This window comes from Burkholderia torrens, from assembly GCF_984668525.1.
Genome location: NZ_OZ480212.1, coordinates 584265 through 601125 on the forward strand (window position 1 = coordinate 584265; position 16861 = coordinate 601125).

At 66.6% G+C, this 16861-nt stretch carries 20 protein-coding genes; 12 read left to right on the plus strand and 8 right to left on the minus strand.

Annotated features, from left to right (window positions below; translation table 11 throughout):
- Positions 1 to 203 precede the first annotated feature (203 nt).
- The 6 genes from pqqA to AC5LXX_RS18920 all read left to right on the plus strand — a co-directional run bounded on the left by pqqA (position 204) and on the right by AC5LXX_RS18920 (position 3645).
- Positions 204 to 278, plus strand: a complete 75-nt coding sequence (gene pqqA / locus AC5LXX_RS18895; RefSeq protein WP_006485436.1) for a pyrroloquinoline quinone precursor peptide PqqA — start codon at positions 204 to 206, stop codon at positions 276 to 278.
- Positions 279 to 339: 61 nt separating this feature from the next.
- Positions 340 to 1263, plus strand: coding sequence for a pyrroloquinoline quinone biosynthesis protein PqqB (gene pqqB, locus AC5LXX_RS18900; protein ID WP_493412654.1), 924 nt, complete (start codon positions 340 to 342; stop codon positions 1261 to 1263).
- A 2-nt stretch (positions 1264 to 1265) separates the two neighbouring features.
- Positions 1266 to 1985 carry a pyrroloquinoline-quinone synthase PqqC gene (gene pqqC, locus AC5LXX_RS18905; RefSeq protein ID WP_493412655.1) on the plus strand — a complete coding sequence of 240 codons (720 nt, stop codon included), beginning with the start codon at positions 1266 to 1268 and terminating at the stop codon, positions 1983 to 1985.
- Positions 1982 to 2263 carry a pyrroloquinoline quinone biosynthesis peptide chaperone PqqD gene (pqqD, locus tag AC5LXX_RS18910; RefSeq protein WP_124455280.1) on the plus strand — a complete coding sequence of 94 codons (282 nt, stop codon included), beginning with the start codon at positions 1982 to 1984 and terminating at the stop codon, positions 2261 to 2263. Before pqqC ends, pqqD begins: the two co-directional genes overlap by 4 nt.
- 1 nt (position 2264) lies before the next feature.
- Positions 2265 to 3404, plus strand: a complete 1140-nt coding sequence (pqqE, locus tag AC5LXX_RS18915; protein WP_493412656.1) for a pyrroloquinoline quinone biosynthesis protein PqqE — start codon at positions 2265 to 2267, stop codon at positions 3402 to 3404.
- A 100-nt stretch (positions 3405 to 3504) separates the two neighbouring features.
- Complete coding sequence (locus tag AC5LXX_RS18920) at positions 3505 to 3645, plus strand: energy transducer TonB (protein ID WP_493412657.1); 141 nt, start codon at positions 3505 to 3507, stop codon at positions 3643 to 3645.
- Positions 3646 to 3663: 18 nt separating this feature from the next.
- On the opposite strand, the gene AC5LXX_RS18925 is transcribed toward AC5LXX_RS18920, so the two are convergent.
- Positions 3664 to 4002 (minus strand): helix-turn-helix domain-containing protein, encoded by a 339-nt coding sequence (locus AC5LXX_RS18925; protein WP_493412658.1) that lies wholly within the window; start codon positions 4000 to 4002, stop codon positions 3664 to 3666.
- Positions 4003 to 4080: 78 nt separating this feature from the next.
- On the opposite strand from AC5LXX_RS18925, the gene AC5LXX_RS18930 reads away from it, so the two are divergent.
- On the plus strand, positions 4081 to 4980 hold the full coding sequence (locus AC5LXX_RS18930; RefSeq protein ID WP_493412659.1) for a hypothetical protein: 900 nt from the start codon (positions 4081 to 4083) through the stop codon (positions 4978 to 4980).
- 207 nt (positions 4981 to 5187) lie between these two features.
- Positions 5188 to 5418 carry a hypothetical protein gene (locus AC5LXX_RS18935; protein WP_124455277.1) on the plus strand — a complete coding sequence of 77 codons (231 nt, stop codon included), beginning with the start codon at positions 5188 to 5190 and terminating at the stop codon, positions 5416 to 5418.
- 150 nt (positions 5419 to 5568) lie between these two features.
- Here the strand turns inward: AC5LXX_RS18935 and AC5LXX_RS18940 are convergent, their stop codons facing one another.
- The 4 genes from AC5LXX_RS18940 to AC5LXX_RS18955 form a co-directional block, all read right to left on the minus strand.
- A complete protein-coding gene (locus AC5LXX_RS18940) occupies positions 5569 to 6447 on the minus strand; it encodes an alpha/beta hydrolase (protein ID WP_493413379.1) in 879 nt (292 codons plus the stop codon).
- Positions 6448 to 6557: 110 nt separating this feature from the next.
- Positions 6558 to 7298, minus strand: a complete 741-nt coding sequence (locus AC5LXX_RS18945; RefSeq protein ID WP_493412660.1) for an alpha/beta fold hydrolase — start codon at positions 7296 to 7298, stop codon at positions 6558 to 6560.
- Entirely contained in the window at positions 7295 to 8101 is an 807-nt protein-coding gene (locus AC5LXX_RS18950) for a DinB family protein (protein WP_493412661.1), read from the minus strand. The genes AC5LXX_RS18945 and AC5LXX_RS18950 overlap by 4 nt, the downstream gene beginning before the upstream one ends.
- 103 nt (positions 8102 to 8204) lie before the next feature.
- On the minus strand, positions 8205 to 8636 hold the full coding sequence (locus AC5LXX_RS18955; protein WP_493412662.1) for a YciI family protein: 432 nt from the start codon (positions 8634 to 8636) through the stop codon (positions 8205 to 8207).
- Between the two features lie 209 nt (positions 8637 to 8845).
- On the opposite strand from AC5LXX_RS18955, the gene AC5LXX_RS18960 reads away from it, so the two are divergent.
- Positions 8846 to 9076, plus strand: coding sequence for a hypothetical protein (locus tag AC5LXX_RS18960; RefSeq protein WP_034186060.1), 231 nt, complete (start codon positions 8846 to 8848; stop codon positions 9074 to 9076).
- A 189-nt stretch (positions 9077 to 9265) separates the two neighbouring features.
- Here the strand turns inward: AC5LXX_RS18960 and AC5LXX_RS18965 are convergent, their stop codons facing one another.
- The 3 genes from AC5LXX_RS18965 to AC5LXX_RS18975 form a co-directional block, all read right to left on the minus strand.
- Positions 9266 to 10690, minus strand: coding sequence for an MFS transporter (locus AC5LXX_RS18965; RefSeq protein WP_493412663.1), 1425 nt, complete (start codon positions 10688 to 10690; stop codon positions 9266 to 9268).
- Positions 10691 to 10841: 151 nt separating this feature from the next.
- Positions 10842 to 11603: an ABC transporter permease gene (locus tag AC5LXX_RS18970; protein ID WP_059239178.1), complete on the minus strand. Its 762-nt coding sequence runs from the start codon at positions 11601 to 11603 to the stop codon at positions 10842 to 10844.
- Between the two features lie 3 nt (positions 11604 to 11606).
- Positions 11607 to 12551, minus strand: coding sequence for an ABC transporter ATP-binding protein (locus AC5LXX_RS18975; protein WP_493412664.1), 945 nt, complete (start codon positions 12549 to 12551; stop codon positions 11607 to 11609).
- A gap of 420 nt (positions 12552 to 12971) precedes the next feature.
- On the opposite strand from AC5LXX_RS18975, the gene AC5LXX_RS18980 reads away from it, so the two are divergent.
- The 3 genes from AC5LXX_RS18980 to AC5LXX_RS18990 all read left to right on the plus strand — a co-directional run bounded on the left by AC5LXX_RS18980 (position 12972) and on the right by AC5LXX_RS18990 (position 16826).
- Positions 12972 to 13268: a cupin domain-containing protein gene (locus tag AC5LXX_RS18980; RefSeq protein ID WP_493412665.1), complete on the plus strand. Its 297-nt coding sequence runs from the start codon at positions 12972 to 12974 to the stop codon at positions 13266 to 13268.
- Between the two features lie 617 nt (positions 13269 to 13885).
- Positions 13886 to 15499, plus strand: a complete 1614-nt coding sequence (locus tag AC5LXX_RS18985) for a DUF2957 domain-containing protein (RefSeq protein WP_493412666.1) — start codon at positions 13886 to 13888, stop codon at positions 15497 to 15499.
- 73 nt (positions 15500 to 15572) lie between these two features.
- A complete protein-coding gene (locus AC5LXX_RS18990) occupies positions 15573 to 16826 on the plus strand; it encodes a DUF2957 domain-containing protein (RefSeq protein WP_493412667.1) in 1254 nt (417 codons plus the stop codon).
- The last annotated feature ends 35 nt before the right edge of the window (positions 16827 to 16861 follow it).

Sequence of the window (16861 nt, forward strand, 5' to 3'; positions counted from 1 at the left end):
TGGCGGACCGCATTCGCGCGAATCTCGTAGGCTGTTCGTAAGGCATGCGTCCCGATGCCCGGATGAGCGCCGTCTACCGCCGCGGGGCGGCGAATGTACGGCTTCGGCACGCTCCTTGCTGAAGAGGAACCGACCGCTCGATTGCCGCGGTTGTTCGACTCATCCAGCAACGCATCAATCATCAACTCGACAGGAGACACACCATGCAGTGGACGACACCGTCTTACACCGACCTGCGCTTCGGCTTCGAAATCACGATGTACATCGCCAACCGCTGATCGCCGTGCGTGCCGCCCGTTCCGCCATGGTCGGCGCGGGCGGCCTCGGGAGCTGACGCCCATGAAGATCAAGATACTCGGCTCGGGAGCCGGCGGCGGGCTGCCGCAATGGAACTGCAATTGCGCGAACTGCCGGCGTGCGCGCAGCGGAAGCGGCCACGTGCTGCCGCGCACGCAGTCGTCGATCGCGGTCAGCGACGACGGCATCGACTGGGTCCTCGTCAACGCGTCGCCCGACATTCTTTCCCAGTTGCGCGCGGATCCGGACCTGCAGCCGGCGCGCGCGATCCGCGACAGCGGCATCGCCGCCGTCGTGCTGTGCGACGCGCAGATCGATCACGTGACGGGCCTGCTGATGCTGCGCGAGCGCTCGACGCCGCTGCCGCTCTACGCGAGCGCGCCGGTGCTCGACGACCTGTCGACCGGCTTGCCGCTCGTGCCGCTGCTCGGCCATTACTGCGGCGTCGCCGCGCACACGATCGTGCCCGGCGAGCCGTTTGCGGTGCCGGCGGCGAACGGGATCCGTTTCACCGCGATCGCCGTCGACAGCAAGCCGCCGCCGTATTCGCCGCGGCGCGCGTCGGCCGCGCCCGGCGACAACATCGCGCTGTCGATCGAAGACGTCGCGAGCGGGCGGCGCGCGTTCTATGCGCCGGGGCTTGCGTCGGTCACCGACGACGTACGCGCGGCCATGGACGGCGCCGACCTCGTGCTGGTGGACGGCACGTTCTGGACCGGAACCGAGATGATCGATCTCGGCCTGTCGGGCAAGCACGCGGCCGACATGGGGCATCTCGCGCAGTGCGCGGAACCCGGGCGGCCCGGCATGATCGACTGGCTCGACAGGCTGCCCGCGCGGACGCGCAAGGTGCTCACGCACATCAACAACACGAACCCGATTCTCGATCCGCATTCCGTCGAGCACGCGCACCTGCGCGCGCATGGCATCGACGTCGCACACGACGGCATGCAATTCCAGGTCTGACGATGAACGCACCGATCCCCGCTACGGCGTTGCACGCGACGCCCTGGACCGCGACCGAATTCGAGGCGCGCCTGCGTGCGCTCGAATCGCGCTATCACATCCATCATCCGTTCAACCGGCGGCTCAACAGCGGCGCCTGTTCGCCCACGCAGATCCGCGGCTGGGTCGCGAACCGCTTCTACTATCAGATCTGCATCCCGCTCAAGGATGCGGCGATCCTGTCGAACTGTCCCGATCGCGAGACGCGGCGGCGCTGGATCCAACGGCTGGTCGACCACGACGGGCAGGGCGACAACGAAGGCGGCATCGAGGCGTGGGTGCGGCTCGGCGAGGCATGCGGCCTCGCGCGTGCCGAACTGTGGTCGCTCGAACACGTGCTGCCCGGCGTGCGTTTCGCGGTGGACGCGTACGTGAATTTCGCGCGGCGCGCACCTTGGCAGGAAGCCGTGTGCTCGTCGCTGACCGAGATGTTCGCGCCGCAGATCCATCTCGACCGGCTCGCGGGCTGGCCGTCGCATTACCCGTGGATCGAGCCGGCCGGGCTGCATTACTTCCGCAGCCGCGTGCCGCTCGCGCAGCGCGACGTCGAGCATGGGCTCGCGGTCACGCTGGAGCATTTCACGACACCGGAGGCGCAGCAGCGCGCGCTCGGCATTCTGCAATTCAAGCTCGACATCCTGTGGTCGATGCTCGACGCCGTCGAAAAGGCCTACCCGTTATGAACGCGATCGAAGCCGCCAGCGGCGTGCCGCTGCGTCCCTGCCTCAGGGGCATGTACCGCCTGCAATGGGAGGTGGCCCAGGATGCGTACGTGCTCCTCTATCCGGAGGGCATGGTCAAGCTCAACCCGAGTGCGGGCGAGATTCTCGCGCGCTGCGACGGCACGCGCGAACTGGACGACATCATCGGCGAACTCGAGCGCCTGTTCATGCAATCCGATCTCGCGACCGACGTGTACCGTTTTCTCGATCATGCGCGACTGCGCGGCTGGCTGGACTGACATGGCGCCCGATACTTCCCGTCCGTCCGCGCCGCTGTGGCTGCTCGCGGAACTCACGTACCGCTGCCCGCTGCACTGCGCGTTCTGCTACAACCCGGTCGACTTCGCGACGCACGGTGCGGAACTCGACACCGACGCATGGCGCACGGTCATCAGCGATGCGCGCGCGCTCGGCGCCGCGCAAATCGGCTTCTCGGGCGGCGAGCCGCTGCAGCGCGGCGACCTCGAGACACTCGTCGCGCATGCGCGCGGGCTCGGCTTCTATACGAACCTGATCACGTCTGGCATCGGGCTGAACGTCGCGCGCATCGAGCGGCTCAAGGCCGCCGGGCTCGATCACATCCAGTTGTCGCTGCAGGATTCGACGCGCGAGCTGAACGATTTCCTGACCAGCACGCGCACGTTCGAACTGAAGCGCGACGTCGCGCGGCTGATCAAGGCGCACGGCTACCCGATGGTGCTCAACTGCGTGCTGCATCGCTACAACCTGCCGCACGTGGGGCAAATCATCGAGATGGCGCTCGATCTCGGCGCCGATTATCTGGAACTCGCGAACACGCAGTACTACGGCTGGGCGATGCTCAATCGCGACCAGTTGATGCCGACCGTCGAGCAGGTGCGCGAGGCGGAGGACACGGTCAACCGCTATCGCAAGCTGATCGGCGAGCGTTGCAAGATCCTGTTCGTCGTGCCCGACTATTTCGAGCGCCGCCCGAAGGCGTGCATGAACGGCTGGGGCTCGGTGTTCCTCGGCGTCGCGCCGGACGGCACCGCGCTGCCGTGCCATGCCGCGCGGTCGCTGCCGGGGCTCGCGTTGCCGAACGTGCGCGACCGTTCGCTGCGGGACATCTGGTACGACAGCGATGCGTTCAACGCGTTTCGTGGCGACGACTGGATGCGCGAGCCGTGTCGCACATGCGACGAGCGGCATGCGGATCACGGCGGTTGCCGATGCCAGGCATACCTGCTGGCCGGCGACCCGAACGAGGCCGATCCGGTGTGCGCGAAGTCCGCCCATCACGGCCAGGTCGAACAGGCCGTGCAATTCGCGCGACTTCGCGCGCCGCGCGACGAACAGCCGCTGGTCTTTCGCAGCAGGGAGAATTCGCTCGCGCAATGCGGCGCAACGTGCGACGGCTGACAGGGCGCGGTGAACACCGCGACGGGGAAGAGCGAGGCGATCGATACGCAATCCTCTTCATGCCGTTCTCGTGGTGGGCCGGATTGTCGCCGCGCGTATCGTGACCGGCAGCGGCTATCCGCGACTCGATGCGGCGGCGCGCGACGCGGTGCTGGCGAGCCGCTGCACTGCGCATGTAGAGCACGGCGTGCCGTCGCCGATGCGGGCGCGCATGCCGATCGCGTTCAATCTCGATGAGTGACAGGGCACGTCACCGCCATCACCCGTCATCCGCCTTCGCCTGCAAATCCTTCAACCCCTGAATCACGACCAGCAGCGCGCGCCCGTGCTCGTCCGACCCGTCCCACGCGTCGACGATCGCATCGCGCAGCAGGTCGTTGTAGCGGCGGCGCGACGGCTCCGTATCGACACCGTAAAAACTGCATAGCTTAGTGAATGGCGTGCTGCGGCGCAGCCGCCGCCCGTTCGACAGCCTCAGGCGCGATACAGTCGGCTGGCTGACCCCGGAAAGTCGCGCTATTTCGCTGGACGAGCGTGTATCTGCCATCAAGCGGCGCAACAGGTCTTGAACGGGAAAATCTTGGTCCGGGGCTTCCATGCGATGCATTATACCTATACAGTTACGGCTGTTGAATGGGCTTGCTGTCACCAGCGAGGCTGTATCCCGAGAAAGTTGATGACACTGAAACACCTCCCACCCACGTTCTGCTGGACCAAGATCGGTACCGAGTCCGGCGAGGAACTGCCGACCGTCGTGCTCCGCAAGGAATGGGAGCGCCGGCTCGGGGGCGGGCGTTTTCTGTGGGGTATCAACCAGCCGCTCGGCAGCAGCGCGCAAGTCGCCGCGCATCGCACGGGCTCGCTGCTCGCGCTGTTTTCGCCGGTCGCATCGCGACCGCGCGCGAGCGAGCGCAAGGACGCGCTGCTGTGGAACGCGTGGGTCGACACGAGCGGGCAGGTGCGGCCGTTACCGCCGCATACGTTCATCGCCAGCCGCGCGACGTTGCCGTCGGGCCGGCGTCGCGAACAGCACTACGCACTCGTGTGCGCGTCATCCACAGCGCTGACGGTCGGCACGCAGTTGCGCGTGTTTCCCGATCATCTGCGCAGCGTGAGCACCGGCAAGCCGCTCGGCGCCGCACAAGGTGCGGCCGTGGTCGATTGCGTCGGGCGCGCGAAGGAGCAGACGGGCAAGAGCTATCCGCTCGCGCTGTCGGTCGAGCTCGAAGCACCGTATTTCGTGCGGCTCGCGCAGCCGTGCGTGCTGAAGGCGCGCGATCTCGCGGAAGTGAACAAGGCCACGCGCGCAGGCGATTTCGATCGCTTCGTCGAACTCGTCGCGCGCCTGCGCGGCCGGTCGCCGACAGACGCCGTGCGCGGCGTCACGCGCGATCTGTTCGACATGCCGCCGATCGAAACGGCGGCCGCGTATGTTGCGCCCACGCATGTCGCGCGCTTGCGCAACCGGCCGGCGGCCGAGCATCCGCGCGATCGCACCGGCGACCTGTTCGACCTGTCGCCGGGCGAGGCGGCTGCATTCGCGGGGCTTGCGCATCCGCGCGTCGGGCGCGCGTGACGAACCGCGCGACGCAGGTCGCGCAAGAATTTGTTGCAATCTCGCCGTAGCGGATCGGCGAGCGCGGAGGGACAATCGGCACGAAGCGCGCTGCGCGGCGGCCGATGCGTCGACACTCGATGGGTCGTGGTTCACGCCGCCGACATGCGCGCCACGCACACTGAGCGTCGGCGTGCTTCACACTGCAATCCTGAGGGAGGAGTGTCGATGTCGACCCACATCTGTTCGCGAGAAGCGCAGGCCGCACAGCGCTTCGTCGAAGCCACGCGCAACGTCGATCAGGCGTTTCGCGCGGTCCGCGGCGAAAGCGACGACGACGGTTCGTCGGCCGAATACGCACGCGCGATGTCGCGGCTCGATCGCGCACTCGACGAGCTGGCGCGTGCGCAGGAATTCTTCGATCGCGTCGTCGGCGCAGGCGCTACGCACGGCAACTGACCGATTCGTCGTTCCGCTTTTTCGTGCGTCGGACGACGCGCGTTCATCTTCTTGCCGGGTGCGCTGCCCGGCATGCCGGTTCACTATCCTGTTTCGATTTTCGACGTCAGCCCTCGCCGCCCTCGGCCCGATAGCCGCCTTGGGCGCGCATCAGCCTGCGCGCGTCATGCCCGGTGCGGAAGGTGCGGCACGGTATGCGTAGCCGCGATGCTGGAACGACGTCGCGAAGAACCGCATCTGGTAGCGGATCGCGTTCGCCCAGTAATCCCACGTATGACCGCCGGGGCGTTCCGTGTAGTCGTGCGGCACGCCAAGCGCGAGAAGCCGTTCGTGAAGCGTGCGGTTCGAGCCGACGAACGAATCGTCGCGGCCGCAATCGATCGTCAGGTCGAGATGCGCCCGCACGAACGCGCGCGCGCTTTCGACGATCACGTTGCGGTTCCAGAATGACTGGTGGCGTTCGGGATCGCCGAATACGTGGTCGATGCCGGGCTCGTCCGCGCAGCAGCGCGGATCTACCGCGCCGCTGATGCTGCCGACCGCGCCGAACGTGTCGGGCCGGTCGAGCGCGATGCGCAGTGCGCCGAAGCCGCCCATGCTGAGCCCGGTGATCGCGCGCGCGTGCTGCGTCGCGATCGTGCGGAAGTGCAGGTCGACGTAGGACACGACTTCATCGCCGATGAAGGTTTCGTAGCGGCTGCCCGAATCGAACGGGCTGTCGATGTACCAGCTTTCGTGCCCGCCGTCAGGCATCACGAGGATCACGTGATAGCGGTCGGCGAGCGCGGCGATGCGCGTGTTCGACGTCCAGTCGGTATGGTCGCCGCCCGAGCCGTGCAGCAGATAGACGACCGGATAGCGTTCGTCGCCGCGGTTGCCGCGCGCGTAATCGTCGGGCAGCACGACCGTCGCCTTCAGCGTCTCGCTCATCGCGGCGCTCGGGATCGCGACGACCCGCGCATGAAACGCGAAGGCAGGGCTCGTGACGGCCAGCAGCAGAAGCAGCCAGAAAGTACGTGCCAGGTGCATCGATCCGTGCATGTGTCGACCCAGTCCGGCGCTGGACGCCGGGAAAACCCTGTTCCGACGACTCTAGCAACCGCGCCTTTCAACCATATTTCGGCGAATCCTACGGGTTGTCAGGCAGGCGGCTTGCATACGATGCGCTCGATGGCGGCGCGAAACGCATCGGGCCGTTCGGCCGCGATCAGGTGCCCGCAGCCTGCGATCGTGTCGAAGCCGGCGCAGCGCGCGAGTGCCCAGCCGGGCACGTGCCAGCCGGCACGCGAGCGCTCGCCGGCGATCAGCCAGACAGGGTGGCGCTCGAAGACTTGCGCGAGTGCCTGCAGGTAGCCCGGTTCGCCGGTCGTCGCGACGACCGAGCGGCCCATCGCGCGCAGCGTCGATGCCGGCTGATGCGCGAGCCAGCGGCGGGCGTCGTCGAGCTGGCCCGGCGACGGCGCGTCGATCGCGCCGCGCAGCCAGTCGAGCGGGGCGGCGCGCAGGCCGTCAAGCATCGCGTCGGCTTCGCCGGGTGTCATGCGGCCGACCGACGCCGACCAGAACGCATCGTCGAGCGTGAAGTTGCCTTCGACGTTGACGACGTGCCGCACGCGCTCAGGGTGTGCATGCACGAACAGCATCGCGATCGCGCCGCCGACCGAGTGGCCGACGATATCGACCGGCCGCGCGCCGAAGTGCGCGTCGACGGTTTGCCGCACATGTTCGACCTGTGCGGCGAGCGTGATCGTGTCGAATGGCGCCGCGCGATGCGCGCCGTAGCCGAGCAGGTCGGGCGCGAGATGCGGGCCGCTCCATCCGCGCACGTCGAACGTGCCGATGAAACCGTGGATGAAGATGACGGGCGTGGGCTGGGTCATTCGGCGTGGGCTGGAGGAAGCGGCGGCAATTCGAGTTCGGCGAGCAGTTCGTCGAGTTCGAGCACGTGCGTGCGGTCGTGGTCGAGCAGTTCGCGTACGAGTTCGTCGAGCGACATGCGGCGGATGCCGTCGCGCAGCCCGCAACGTGCGAGCTGCGACGGGTCCAGTGCGGCGGCGGTGGCGCATAGCGCGGCGCGGCACGCGCGGAATGCATCGACGGCAGACGCGAGCGGCTGCGCAAGGTAGTCGCGCTGCGCGGCGAGCGTGGTGCCGTCGATCGAGTCGATCACGGGCAGCTCGGCCGTGCGCACGGTGTCGATGCGTTCGGCGAATACCGCATCGAGGTCGCGCAAATGGCACGCATGCTCGACGAGCGAGAAGCCGGTGCCGGCCGGGCGGCGCTTGGCCAGCGCGGCCGGTACATGCGCGGCGTAGGCGGCGAGCCTCTCGGGCATGCGCGCCAGCGCGGCCACGACATCGGCGAATGGCAGCTGATGCGGAAATGCGCTGAACACCGCGCCATAGCTGAACAGCGCACCGCCGAGCCGCCCGCGCGCCTGCACGACCTCGTGGCCGTGGCGGCGCATGACTTCCGCGACCATCGCGCCGCAAAACTGGCGGGCCGTCGTGTCGGCTTCGATTTCGGGGAATGTGCGCGCGATCTCGTCCTGGATCGCGCCGATCGCGGCGACGCCGACGCGCGACAGCGCCGCGAACTCGAGATAGCGCTCGGGCTGTTCGATCAGTGCTTCGAGCTGGACGCCGAGCGCGGTCGTGCGGAAACGGTCGAAACGGGAATGCATGACGAATGGGGGATGCTCAGTAACGTATCAAAACGATACGTTACTGAGCTGGTACTCGTCAACCGGTTCGTCCGGGCGCGCGCGGCTTGCGCTTGCCCACTGCTCAAGGCTTCTGCCGCGCGTCGGCTTGCGCGCTCAGCCGCGCTTTCTGCGCCTGCAGTTCGGCCGTGAATGCGGGGCTGAAATCCTCGGCCTCGAACAGCGGGCGGATCTCGATGTCGGAGTCGCCCGGCATCGGGTTCGGGCAGCGCTTCACCCATTCGACGGCTTCTTCCATCGATTTCACCTGCCACAGCCAGTAGCCGGCGATGAGTTCCTTCGTTTCGGCGAACGGGCCGTCGATGACGGAGCGGTTCTTGCCGGAAAAATGGACGCGCTTGCCGCGCATGCTCGGGTGCAAACCATCGGCCGCGAGCAGGATGCCGGCTTCCGCCAGTGCTTCGTTGAAGCGGCCCATTTCGGCCATGCATTCGGTGTCCGGCATCCGGCCGGATTCGGACTCGGCGGTGGCTTTGACGATGACCATGACGCGCATTGTCATATCTCCTGAATAATGAATCGGGGGAAACCGTCGGCCGTCGCGACGGCAAAACGATCGGTTACGACAACACGACGCGCGGGAATGGCGCGAATCGACAGCACGCGCGAAGAATTTTCGGTGACGGGCGAGCCGGCCGCCGCCGCCGCGGAGCGCGCCGCCAAAACTGGTATGCTGGTCCTCACCACGTTGACGCGGAGGGTGCCATGGCTGCTAAGGAAGTCTCGAAGAAAAAGTACCTGAAAATCCTGAACAAACGCCTGCGTGCGGAACCGGCAGCGCCGGCCGGCGCGTCGTTTGTGTTTTTCCCGCTGGGCGCGAAGGCGAAGCACGCGACGGGTGTCGTGTCCGGCGACACGCGCAGCAAGCGCGAACTGGCCGTGATGGCCGCGGTCCAGCGCAAGGCGGCTGAAGAGTTCGTCGTCGCCGGCGCCTGACCGGCACCGGCTATACCCCGTTGGATGGCCGCCGCCGCGGCTTGCGCGACGGCGGCTTCGCGGTGTGCTATCGCACCGTCGAGCACGCGCGGGATGTCGTGCATGATCGGCCGGCCGCGCATCGGCAGGATGCGCAGCAGCCGGGAACGGCGCTGAACGCCGTCCCGGCTTGCAAGCGACTCCCGTTGGTCAGGACAGCTTGTCCGCTGCCGCCGCCGGATACCGGCCGTTGCCGCCCGTCTCGTCGCCTGCCGCCAGTTGTTCCAGCGCGAGGCCCTTCGTCTCGATCCCGAGCGTCCACACGGCGATCGCCGCCGCGATGAACGACAGCGCGCCGAGCGTGAACACGCCGCCCTGGCCGAACACCGGCAGCACGACACCGACCACGTAAGGCCCGATCAGCGAGCCGATGCGCCCGATCGCCGACGCGAAGCCCGACCCCGTCGCGCGCGCGCCGGTGCCGTACAGCTCGGGCGTGTACGTGTACAGCGCGGCCCACATCCCGAACAGGAAGAACTGCATCGCGAGGCCGGTGACGATCAGCAGCGTCGTGCTGCCGCCGTACAGCGCGCTCTGGCCGTACGCATACGCCATCGCGCCGCCGCCGATCAGCGACGCGATGCAGGTCGGCTTGCGTCCCCAGCGTTCGACGAGCCACGCGGCGCACAGGAAGCCCGGCACGCCGCCGAGCGAGATCAGCACCGTGTAGAACACCGATTTCGTGACCTCGAAGCCAGCCTGCTGCAGCAGCGCGCCGAGCCACGACGTGAGGCCGTAGAAGCCGAGCAGCGCGAAGAACCACAGCAGCCACACCATCACCGTGCGGCGGCGGTACACGCCGCTCCAGATCTCGCGCAGCGCGCCGTGGCCGCGTGCCACGACCGGCTCCGCGAGCCGCGACGGCGGCGGCAGCGTCGTGACGCCGGCCGAGCGCATCACCTTCGCCTCGATCGTGTGCATCACCGTATCGGCTTCCGCATGCCGGCCCGCATGTTCGAGCCAGCGCGGCGATTCGGGCACGATGCGGCGCACGACGAGCACGAACACCGCGGGAATCGCGAGCAGCGCGAACACGGTGCGCCAGCCGAATTGCGGCAGCACGAAGTAGGCGACGATGCCGGCCGTGATGAAGCCGAGCGGCCAGAAACCGTCCATCAGCGCGATCAGGCGGCCGCGCTTCTCGGTCGGCACGAACTCGGACAGCAGCGTCTGCGCGACCGGGAACTCCATCCCCATCCCGATGCCGAGCAGCACGCGGTAGACGATCAGCGCGTCGACGCTCTGCGCGGTCGAGCACAGGTACGACGCCGCGCCCCACAGCACCATGCTCCACTGGAACACGGGCCGGCGGCCGAAGCGGTCGGCGAGCAGGCCGGCGACGGCCGCGCCGAGCACCATCCCGAAGAAGCTCGCGCTCGCGACGAGGCCGGCGGCCGCGGTCGACAGTCCGAACTCCTTGCGGATCGAGCCGAGCACGAACGTCATCGTGCCGAGGTCGACCGAGTCGAAGAAGAACGCGATCGCGATGATGAAGAAGATGCGCTTGTGATAGCCGGAGAACGGCAGGCGTTCGAGCCGGGCGGCGGCGGAGGCGGGAGCGGTGGCGGCGGGCATGGCGTCCTCTGAAATGAAAAAGGGGCCGCGCAGCGCATGCTCCAGGGCCCCGGTGCTTCACATTCAGTAGACGCGACCACAAACTGCCGCATCAGAGGAAAAACGCCGCCTGCTTGCTCAAATGCGTCATTGGCGGGCGGCGCGTGCCACGTCAGTTCTTCAGCTTGTAGCCGGTGCGGAACATCCACGCGACGATCGCGAGCAGGATCACGAGGAACAGCCCGGTCGCGGCGAGGCTGATCCACACGTGCACGTCGGCGAGCCCGTAGAACGACCAGCGGAAGCCGCTGATCAGGTAGACGATCGGGTTGAACAGCGTGATGACGCGCCACGCGGGCGGCAGCATGTCGACCGAATAGAAGCTGCCGCCGAGGAACGTGAGCGGCGTGATGATCAGGAGCGGCACGAGTTGCAGCTTCTCGAAGCTGTCGGCCCAGATGCCGATCACGAAGCCGAACAGGCTGAACGTGATCGCCGTCAGCACCAGGAACAGCACCATCCAGAACGGATGCAGGATGTGCAGCGGCACGAACAGGCCGGCCGTGGCGAGGATGATCACGCCGAGTAGCATCGACTTCGACGCGGCCGCGCCGACATAGGCGATCACGATTTCCCAGTACGACACGGGCGCGGACAGGATCTCGTAGATCGTGCCCGTGAAGCGCGGGAAGTAGATGCCGAACGACGCGTTCGAGATGCTCTGCGACAGCAGCGACAGCATCACGAGGCCCGGCACGATGAACGATCCGTAGCCGATGCCGTTCACGTCGCTGATGCGCGAGCCGATCGCGGAGCCGAACACGACGAAATACAGCGACGTCGAGATCACCGGCGCGATGATGCTCTGCATCAGCGTGCGGCGCGTGCGGGCCATTTCTGCGCGGTAGATCGCGCGGATTCCATGCCAGTTCATACGTCAGGCTCCTTGCGCGCCGTTGCGGCGGTTGTCGATCAGGCTGACGAAGATGTCTTCGAGCGAGCTCTGCGTCGTGTGCAGGTCGCGGAAGCCGATGCCGGCCGAGCCGAGCGCGTTGATCAGTTTCGCGATGCTCGCGTCGTCGCGCTGCGAGTCGTACGTGTAGACGAGCGCGGCGCCGTCGTCCGCGCGTTCAAGCCCGAACGGCACGAGCGCGGGCGGCACGTCCGCGAGCGGGTGCTCGAGCTGCACGGTCAGCTGCTTCTTGCCGAGCTTGCGCATCAGTTCGCGCTTTTCCTCGACGAGCACGAGCTCGCCGCCGAGGATGATGCCGATCCGGTCGGCCATCTCTTCGGCTTCCTCGATGTAGTGTGTGGTCAGCAGGATCGTCACGCAGCTTTCGCGCAGCGAATCGACGAGCTTCCACATGTCGCGGCGCAGCTCGACGTCGACGCCGGCGGTCGGCTCGTCGAGGAACAGGATGCGCGGCTCGTGCGACAGCGCCTTCGCGATCATCACGCGGCGCTTCATGCCGCCCGACAGCGTCATCAGCTTGTTGTCGCGCTTGTCCCACAGCGACAGCGCCTTCAGCGTCTTCTCGATGTACGCGGGATCGGGCGCCTTGCCGAACAGCCCGCGGCTGAACGACACGGTCGCCCAGACGGTCTCGAACGCGTCGGTGGTCAGCTCCTGCGGCACGAGGCCGATCATTTCGCGGGCCGCGCGGTATTGATCGCGGATGTCGTGGCCGCCGACCGTCACGCGGCCTTCGGTCGGCGTGACGATGCCGCAGATCGAGCCGATCAGCGTGGTCTTGCCGGCGCCGTTCGGCCCGAGCAGCGCGAAGATCTCGCCGGGGCGGATGTCGAGGGTCACGTGCTTCAGCGCCTGGAAGCCGGACGCGTAAGTCTTGGAGAGGTCGGAGACGGAAAGGATCGGTTGCATGCTCACGGATGGCACGGCCGGCCGGCGCGACGCGGTGCGCTGCACGTGCCCGCCGCCGCCGCTGGGAAGCGGCCGGGGCCGGGGACGGCGTGGCGAACGGGCGTCGTGTCGAACGGCGTGGTGGTGCGGGATCGCGGGACCGCCATATTAGCAATCGGCAGATCGAAATGCATTCTGATGGAAAAGCCGCGTGTTGCCGGTGCCGGATTTGCGTGAGTTGAGCGGAAATTCTGTAATAAAGACTGATTTTATTTGAATCAAGCGAACAATTCGGGGCATTTTCCGCGAATCGGGCCGTGACCGTGTTTCCGCGCATGCGGCGTGCCGACTGTGCTGCCCGAACGCCCTTGCGCCGTACCGGGACGGCGCGCATCGCGCTCGCGATAATGCGTTCCTTTCATCGTTCACGGAGCGGGGCGCATGTCTTTGATCAATTTCAAGTCCGTGGCGGACGCGCAGGCCGCCGCCTGGAAATCCACGATCGTCGGCGAGGTCGGGCCGGCCCGGATCAAGGTGCTGCGCATGGATGCGCAGCCGTACGAAGCGGAAGTGCACGACTACAACGAGGGGCTGCTGGTGCTCGACGGCGTGCTGATGCTCGAAGTCGAAGCGGAAACGGTCGTGGTCGGCGCGGGGCAGATGTATCTCGCGCATGCCGGCACGCGCCATGCGGTGCTGCCCGGCAGCCACGGCACGCTCGCGATCATCGACGTTTGAGGGTGCGCCGCAACATGCGTGCGGGCCGCTGAAGGCCGGCAGGCTTGATTCGACGCGGATTGGCCTGCGCCGTTCAAACGCGTGTTCCACGGGCCCGGTATTTGTCTGAGCAAATAAAATGAAGGCTGTTTGAAAATCTGTTAAATACCGTACAAACGCTAGGATCGCGCGGTTTCATTCGTTTGGAACTCTGCATCCATTTACTTGTTTGAATGGTCCGATCATAGTCTCGACAAACGACGCATCACGATAACGAATCAAGCGTACGGATGGAGACCACACCATGAGACGCGTATCCGCGGGGCCAGCCGGACTGCCGTTTCCCGATTTTTCGCTGAATGCAGGCGCGACGCAGTTCGCATGCCTGCGTCGTCACTTCGCCGTGTAGCGGCGAACCACTTTCCGTTTCGATCGTTCCGACGGCGCCGTGCCGCATGACGGCGCTGCGGGAGCGCGCTTGCCTGCCGCCGCGGCGTGTGCCGCATCTGCCTGACCGGCATCGCGGCCGTCTTGCGCGCACCGTCATGCGCCGCGCATTCGTGCGGCGGCGCGATACCAACCGGCAGGCCATGCAGCCCGGCCGGACGAGACTTGTCGTACCTGAAAAGGAGGGGTTGATGCTTTGCATTCCTGAATGGCGGAAAGCGATCCTGTCGTGCGCGGTGCTGGCGCTGCCGTTCGTCGCCGGTTGCGGCGGCGGCGACGATCCGGGGCCGATCAACGTGCCGCAGTGCTCGGGCAGTGCGTGCGGGCCGAGCGGTGCCGAAACGACGCCGCCGGTCGTGACGAAGCTGTGTCCTGATGCGCTCGATTACACGACGACGTATACGGGCGGTTCGGGCAGCGGCGAATATGTGAAGGTGAAATTCGACACGACGAAGCTGACCTATCAGATGCAGTTCCTCGAATCGTCGGTGCCGACGTCGGCGGGGCAAGTCAACAATACCCGCGCGGGCCTGACGATCAGCGGCGCGTTCCATCATCCGACCACGCTCCCGACCGCCGAGCAGAACCGCTGCGCGTTCGTGCTCGACAGCGGCGCAACGAGTGACGGTACGTATGCGGTGACGATCAATCGTGCGGATCCGCCGATGCTGTTCGTCGGCAATGGCGTGGTGGGCGGCGGGATTCCGGGGGCGACGATCGCGTTCGCCGGGATCGAACCGTTCCCGGGCTTCGTGCTTGGCGTCGTGCCGTCGCGCACGTTCGATTTCTACCCGTTCATCGGCTTCACGCAAACGGAAACCGATTTCACGCAGGTCGCGGGCAACTACAACGAAGTGGGGATTCACCTGTCGCCTGTCGGCGGCAGCGCCCAGAGCAGTGCCGGGGCGGCGGGCTGGGAGCCCGACGTCGTCAACTGGAACCAGACCTTCAATGCGGACGGTTCGTGCACGATCACGCCGAATAGCGATTACTCGTGCCAGACTACCGGATCGCCGTGGACATTGCGCAAGAACGCGGACGGTTCGGCTGACAACGTGTTCGTGAGCAACGCGGTGCCGAACCAGTTCGGTGCGGTCGTGTATCCGGTGGCCGGGCAGGCGCCGGGCATCGTGATCGCGACGCCGAGCCAGGCGAAGGGGATCATGATCGTCGGCAAGCTGAACGGTGTGCGGGTGCCGATCGTGATTCGGGTCGGTTACACGCATGTCGATTCGAGCAATGCGCTCGCATCGGTCGCCGATGCCGAAGTCGGGATCTCGATGCTCTCGTCGACGACCGCCATCGCGGCCAACTCGTTGAAGGGCGGCTTCATCGGCGCAACGAGCGCATCCGCCTGCGGTATCGTGGCGCCCAGCACCGCGACTTTCGCGATCGCCAACTCGGGCCCGAGCTTCAACAACAACGTGCCGCACCCGGAGCTGCCCGGTAGCTTCAACGGCACGTTCTTCCTGGCGCAGGCGGGTAGTTGCAACGACGGCACCGCGGTATCGACGATGTCCGCGAACTACACGTCCACGCTGTTCCAGGGCAGCACCGCGGCCTTCATCGATCCGCAGACGTCGTCGGTGACCTCGCAGTTCGGGCTCGACTACACCCAGGCGACGCCCGGCAAGATCAAGGTCACGGCCACGCAGGACTTCAACGCGAAGGGCTCGAACGGCAATGTGGCGATCTTCAAGAAGGGCGATACGGGCTGGGTCGTCACGGCCGGCAACGTCTACGCGATGGTCGTCAACAACAGCCAGGTCAACCCGTTCTTCACGGTCGGCGCGTTCGTCCAGTAACACCCTGCATTGAACACGTAACACCGGCGGCGCATGCGTCGCCGCCGGCGAATCGAATTTCAAGAGGATTCCTATGAATTTGAAGAAATGGATGGTCGCGGCGTCGCTCGCGCCCGTGCTGGCCGCATGCGGTGGCGACGGCGACCCGCCGCCCGCGCCGGTGGTCCGGTTGTGCCCGCAGACGATCGACTACAACACGGTGTTCATCGGCGGGTCGGGGTCGGGCGAGCTCGTGAAGGTGCAGCTCGACACGACGAAGATGACGTACCGGATGACCTACCTCGCTTCGCCGGTGCCGACCACCACGGGCACCGTGCAGCCGACGCGCGACACGGCACCCGCCAACGTGGTCGACGGCACGCTGGCCGACGAAACGGGACTGCCGACGGTGAAGCTGAACCAGTGCACGTTCCGGATGCAGAACGCGAGCCTCGACCCGAGCCGGCCCGCGCGGCTGTTCCTTGGCGAAGGCGTGCTGGGTGGCGCGATTCCCGGCGCGACGATCCAGTTCAACGGCGTGATCGGCGTTGGCAAGATTCCGCAGACGACGTTCCCGTATTACCCGTTCATCAGTTTCTCGTCGCTCGAAACCGACCTGACGAAGATCGCCGGCACGTACAACCAGCTCGGCTATCACCAGGTGCCGTCGCAGAACTTCCAGCCAGTGGCGCTCGACCAGAAGGTGACGATCAACGCGGACGGCAGCTATACGGAAACCGACAACTTCGGCAAGAAGAACGGCGGGCAGCCGCTTGCATCGAGCGCGACCATGAACCAGCCGTTCACGCTGCGTCCCGACGCGCCGGCATTCCAGTCGCTCAACTACCAGCCGCAGATTCCGCCGACGCTTGCGGCGCTCGATCCGGCGAAGGCCGGCAAGGGGATCCTGATCGTCGGCAAGCTGCGCAACCAGCTCGTGCCGATCTTCATCCGCACCGGCGCTGCGAACGCGGACCTCACGCAAGGCCCGCCGAGCGCGGACGACGAATCGGGCATCTCGTTCCTGAGCCCGCAGACGGCGATCACGCAAGGCTCGCAGGACGGCGAGTACACGGGCGTCGACAGCGCGTTCAACTACCGCGCGACCGCGCTCGTCGGCGCACAGGCCACGCTGCTCGATCCATTCAACGCGTCGCAGGCCGCGCTCACGCGCGCGCTGAACCTCGACTACACGCAGAAGGTGCCGGGCATCGTGACGACCGTGCATGCGGATGCGGCGTCGGGGCCTGCAACCGGCAAGTTCGCGTTCACCGGCGGCGTATTCGGGTTCCTCGACATGAACGATACGAGCAACCCGTACTTCACGGTCGGCGCATTCGTGCAGTAACGCACGCCTGGATGGAGACACGGTGGCGCCGCGCG

Excerpts from the sequence above, each read along its gene's own strand:
- pqqB (WP_493412654.1), top strand. The coding sequence starts at position 340 with ATGAAGATCAAGATACTCGGCTCGGGAGCCGGCGGCGGGCTGCCGCAA.
- pqqC (WP_493412655.1), top strand. The coding sequence starts at position 1,266 with ATGAACGCACCGATCCCCGCTACGGCGTTGCACGCGACGCCCTGGACC.
- pqqD (WP_124455280.1), top strand. The coding sequence starts at position 1,982 with ATGAACGCGATCGAAGCCGCCAGCGGCGTGCCGCTGCGTCCCTGCCTC.
- pqqE (WP_493412656.1), top strand. The coding sequence starts at position 2,265 with ATGGCGCCCGATACTTCCCGTCCGTCCGCGCCGCTGTGGCTGCTCGCG.
- AC5LXX_RS18925 (WP_493412658.1), bottom strand. The coding sequence starts at position 4,002 with ATGGAAGCCCCGGACCAAGATTTTCCCGTTCAAGACCTGTTGCGCCGC.
- AC5LXX_RS18930 (WP_493412659.1), top strand. The coding sequence starts at position 4,081 with ATGACACTGAAACACCTCCCACCCACGTTCTGCTGGACCAAGATCGGT.
- AC5LXX_RS18935 (WP_124455277.1), top strand. The coding sequence starts at position 5,188 with ATGTCGACCCACATCTGTTCGCGAGAAGCGCAGGCCGCACAGCGCTTC.
- AC5LXX_RS18940 (WP_493413379.1), bottom strand. The coding sequence starts at position 6,447 with ATGCACCTGGCACGTACTTTCTGGCTGCTTCTGCTGCTGGCCGTCACG.
- AC5LXX_RS18945 (WP_493412660.1), bottom strand. The coding sequence starts at position 7,298 with ATGACCCAGCCCACGCCCGTCATCTTCATCCACGGTTTCATCGGCACG.
- AC5LXX_RS18950 (WP_493412661.1), bottom strand. The coding sequence starts at position 8,101 with ATGCATTCCCGTTTCGACCGTTTCCGCACGACCGCGCTCGGCGTCCAG.
- AC5LXX_RS18955 (WP_493412662.1), bottom strand. The coding sequence starts at position 8,636 with ATGCGCGTCATGGTCATCGTCAAAGCCACCGCCGAGTCCGAATCCGGC.
- AC5LXX_RS18960 (WP_034186060.1), top strand. The coding sequence starts at position 8,846 with ATGGCTGCTAAGGAAGTCTCGAAGAAAAAGTACCTGAAAATCCTGAAC.
- AC5LXX_RS18965 (WP_493412663.1), bottom strand. The coding sequence starts at position 10,690 with ATGCCCGCCGCCACCGCTCCCGCCTCCGCCGCCGCCCGGCTCGAACGC.
- AC5LXX_RS18970 (WP_059239178.1), bottom strand. The coding sequence starts at position 11,603 with ATGAACTGGCATGGAATCCGCGCGATCTACCGCGCAGAAATGGCCCGC.
- AC5LXX_RS18975 (WP_493412664.1), bottom strand. The coding sequence starts at position 12,551 with ATGCAACCGATCCTTTCCGTCTCCGACCTCTCCAAGACTTACGCGTCC.
- AC5LXX_RS18980 (WP_493412665.1), top strand. The coding sequence starts at position 12,972 with ATGTCTTTGATCAATTTCAAGTCCGTGGCGGACGCGCAGGCCGCCGCC.
- AC5LXX_RS18985 (WP_493412666.1), top strand. The coding sequence starts at position 13,886 with ATGCTTTGCATTCCTGAATGGCGGAAAGCGATCCTGTCGTGCGCGGTG.
- AC5LXX_RS18990 (WP_493412667.1), top strand. The coding sequence starts at position 15,573 with ATGAATTTGAAGAAATGGATGGTCGCGGCGTCGCTCGCGCCCGTGCTG.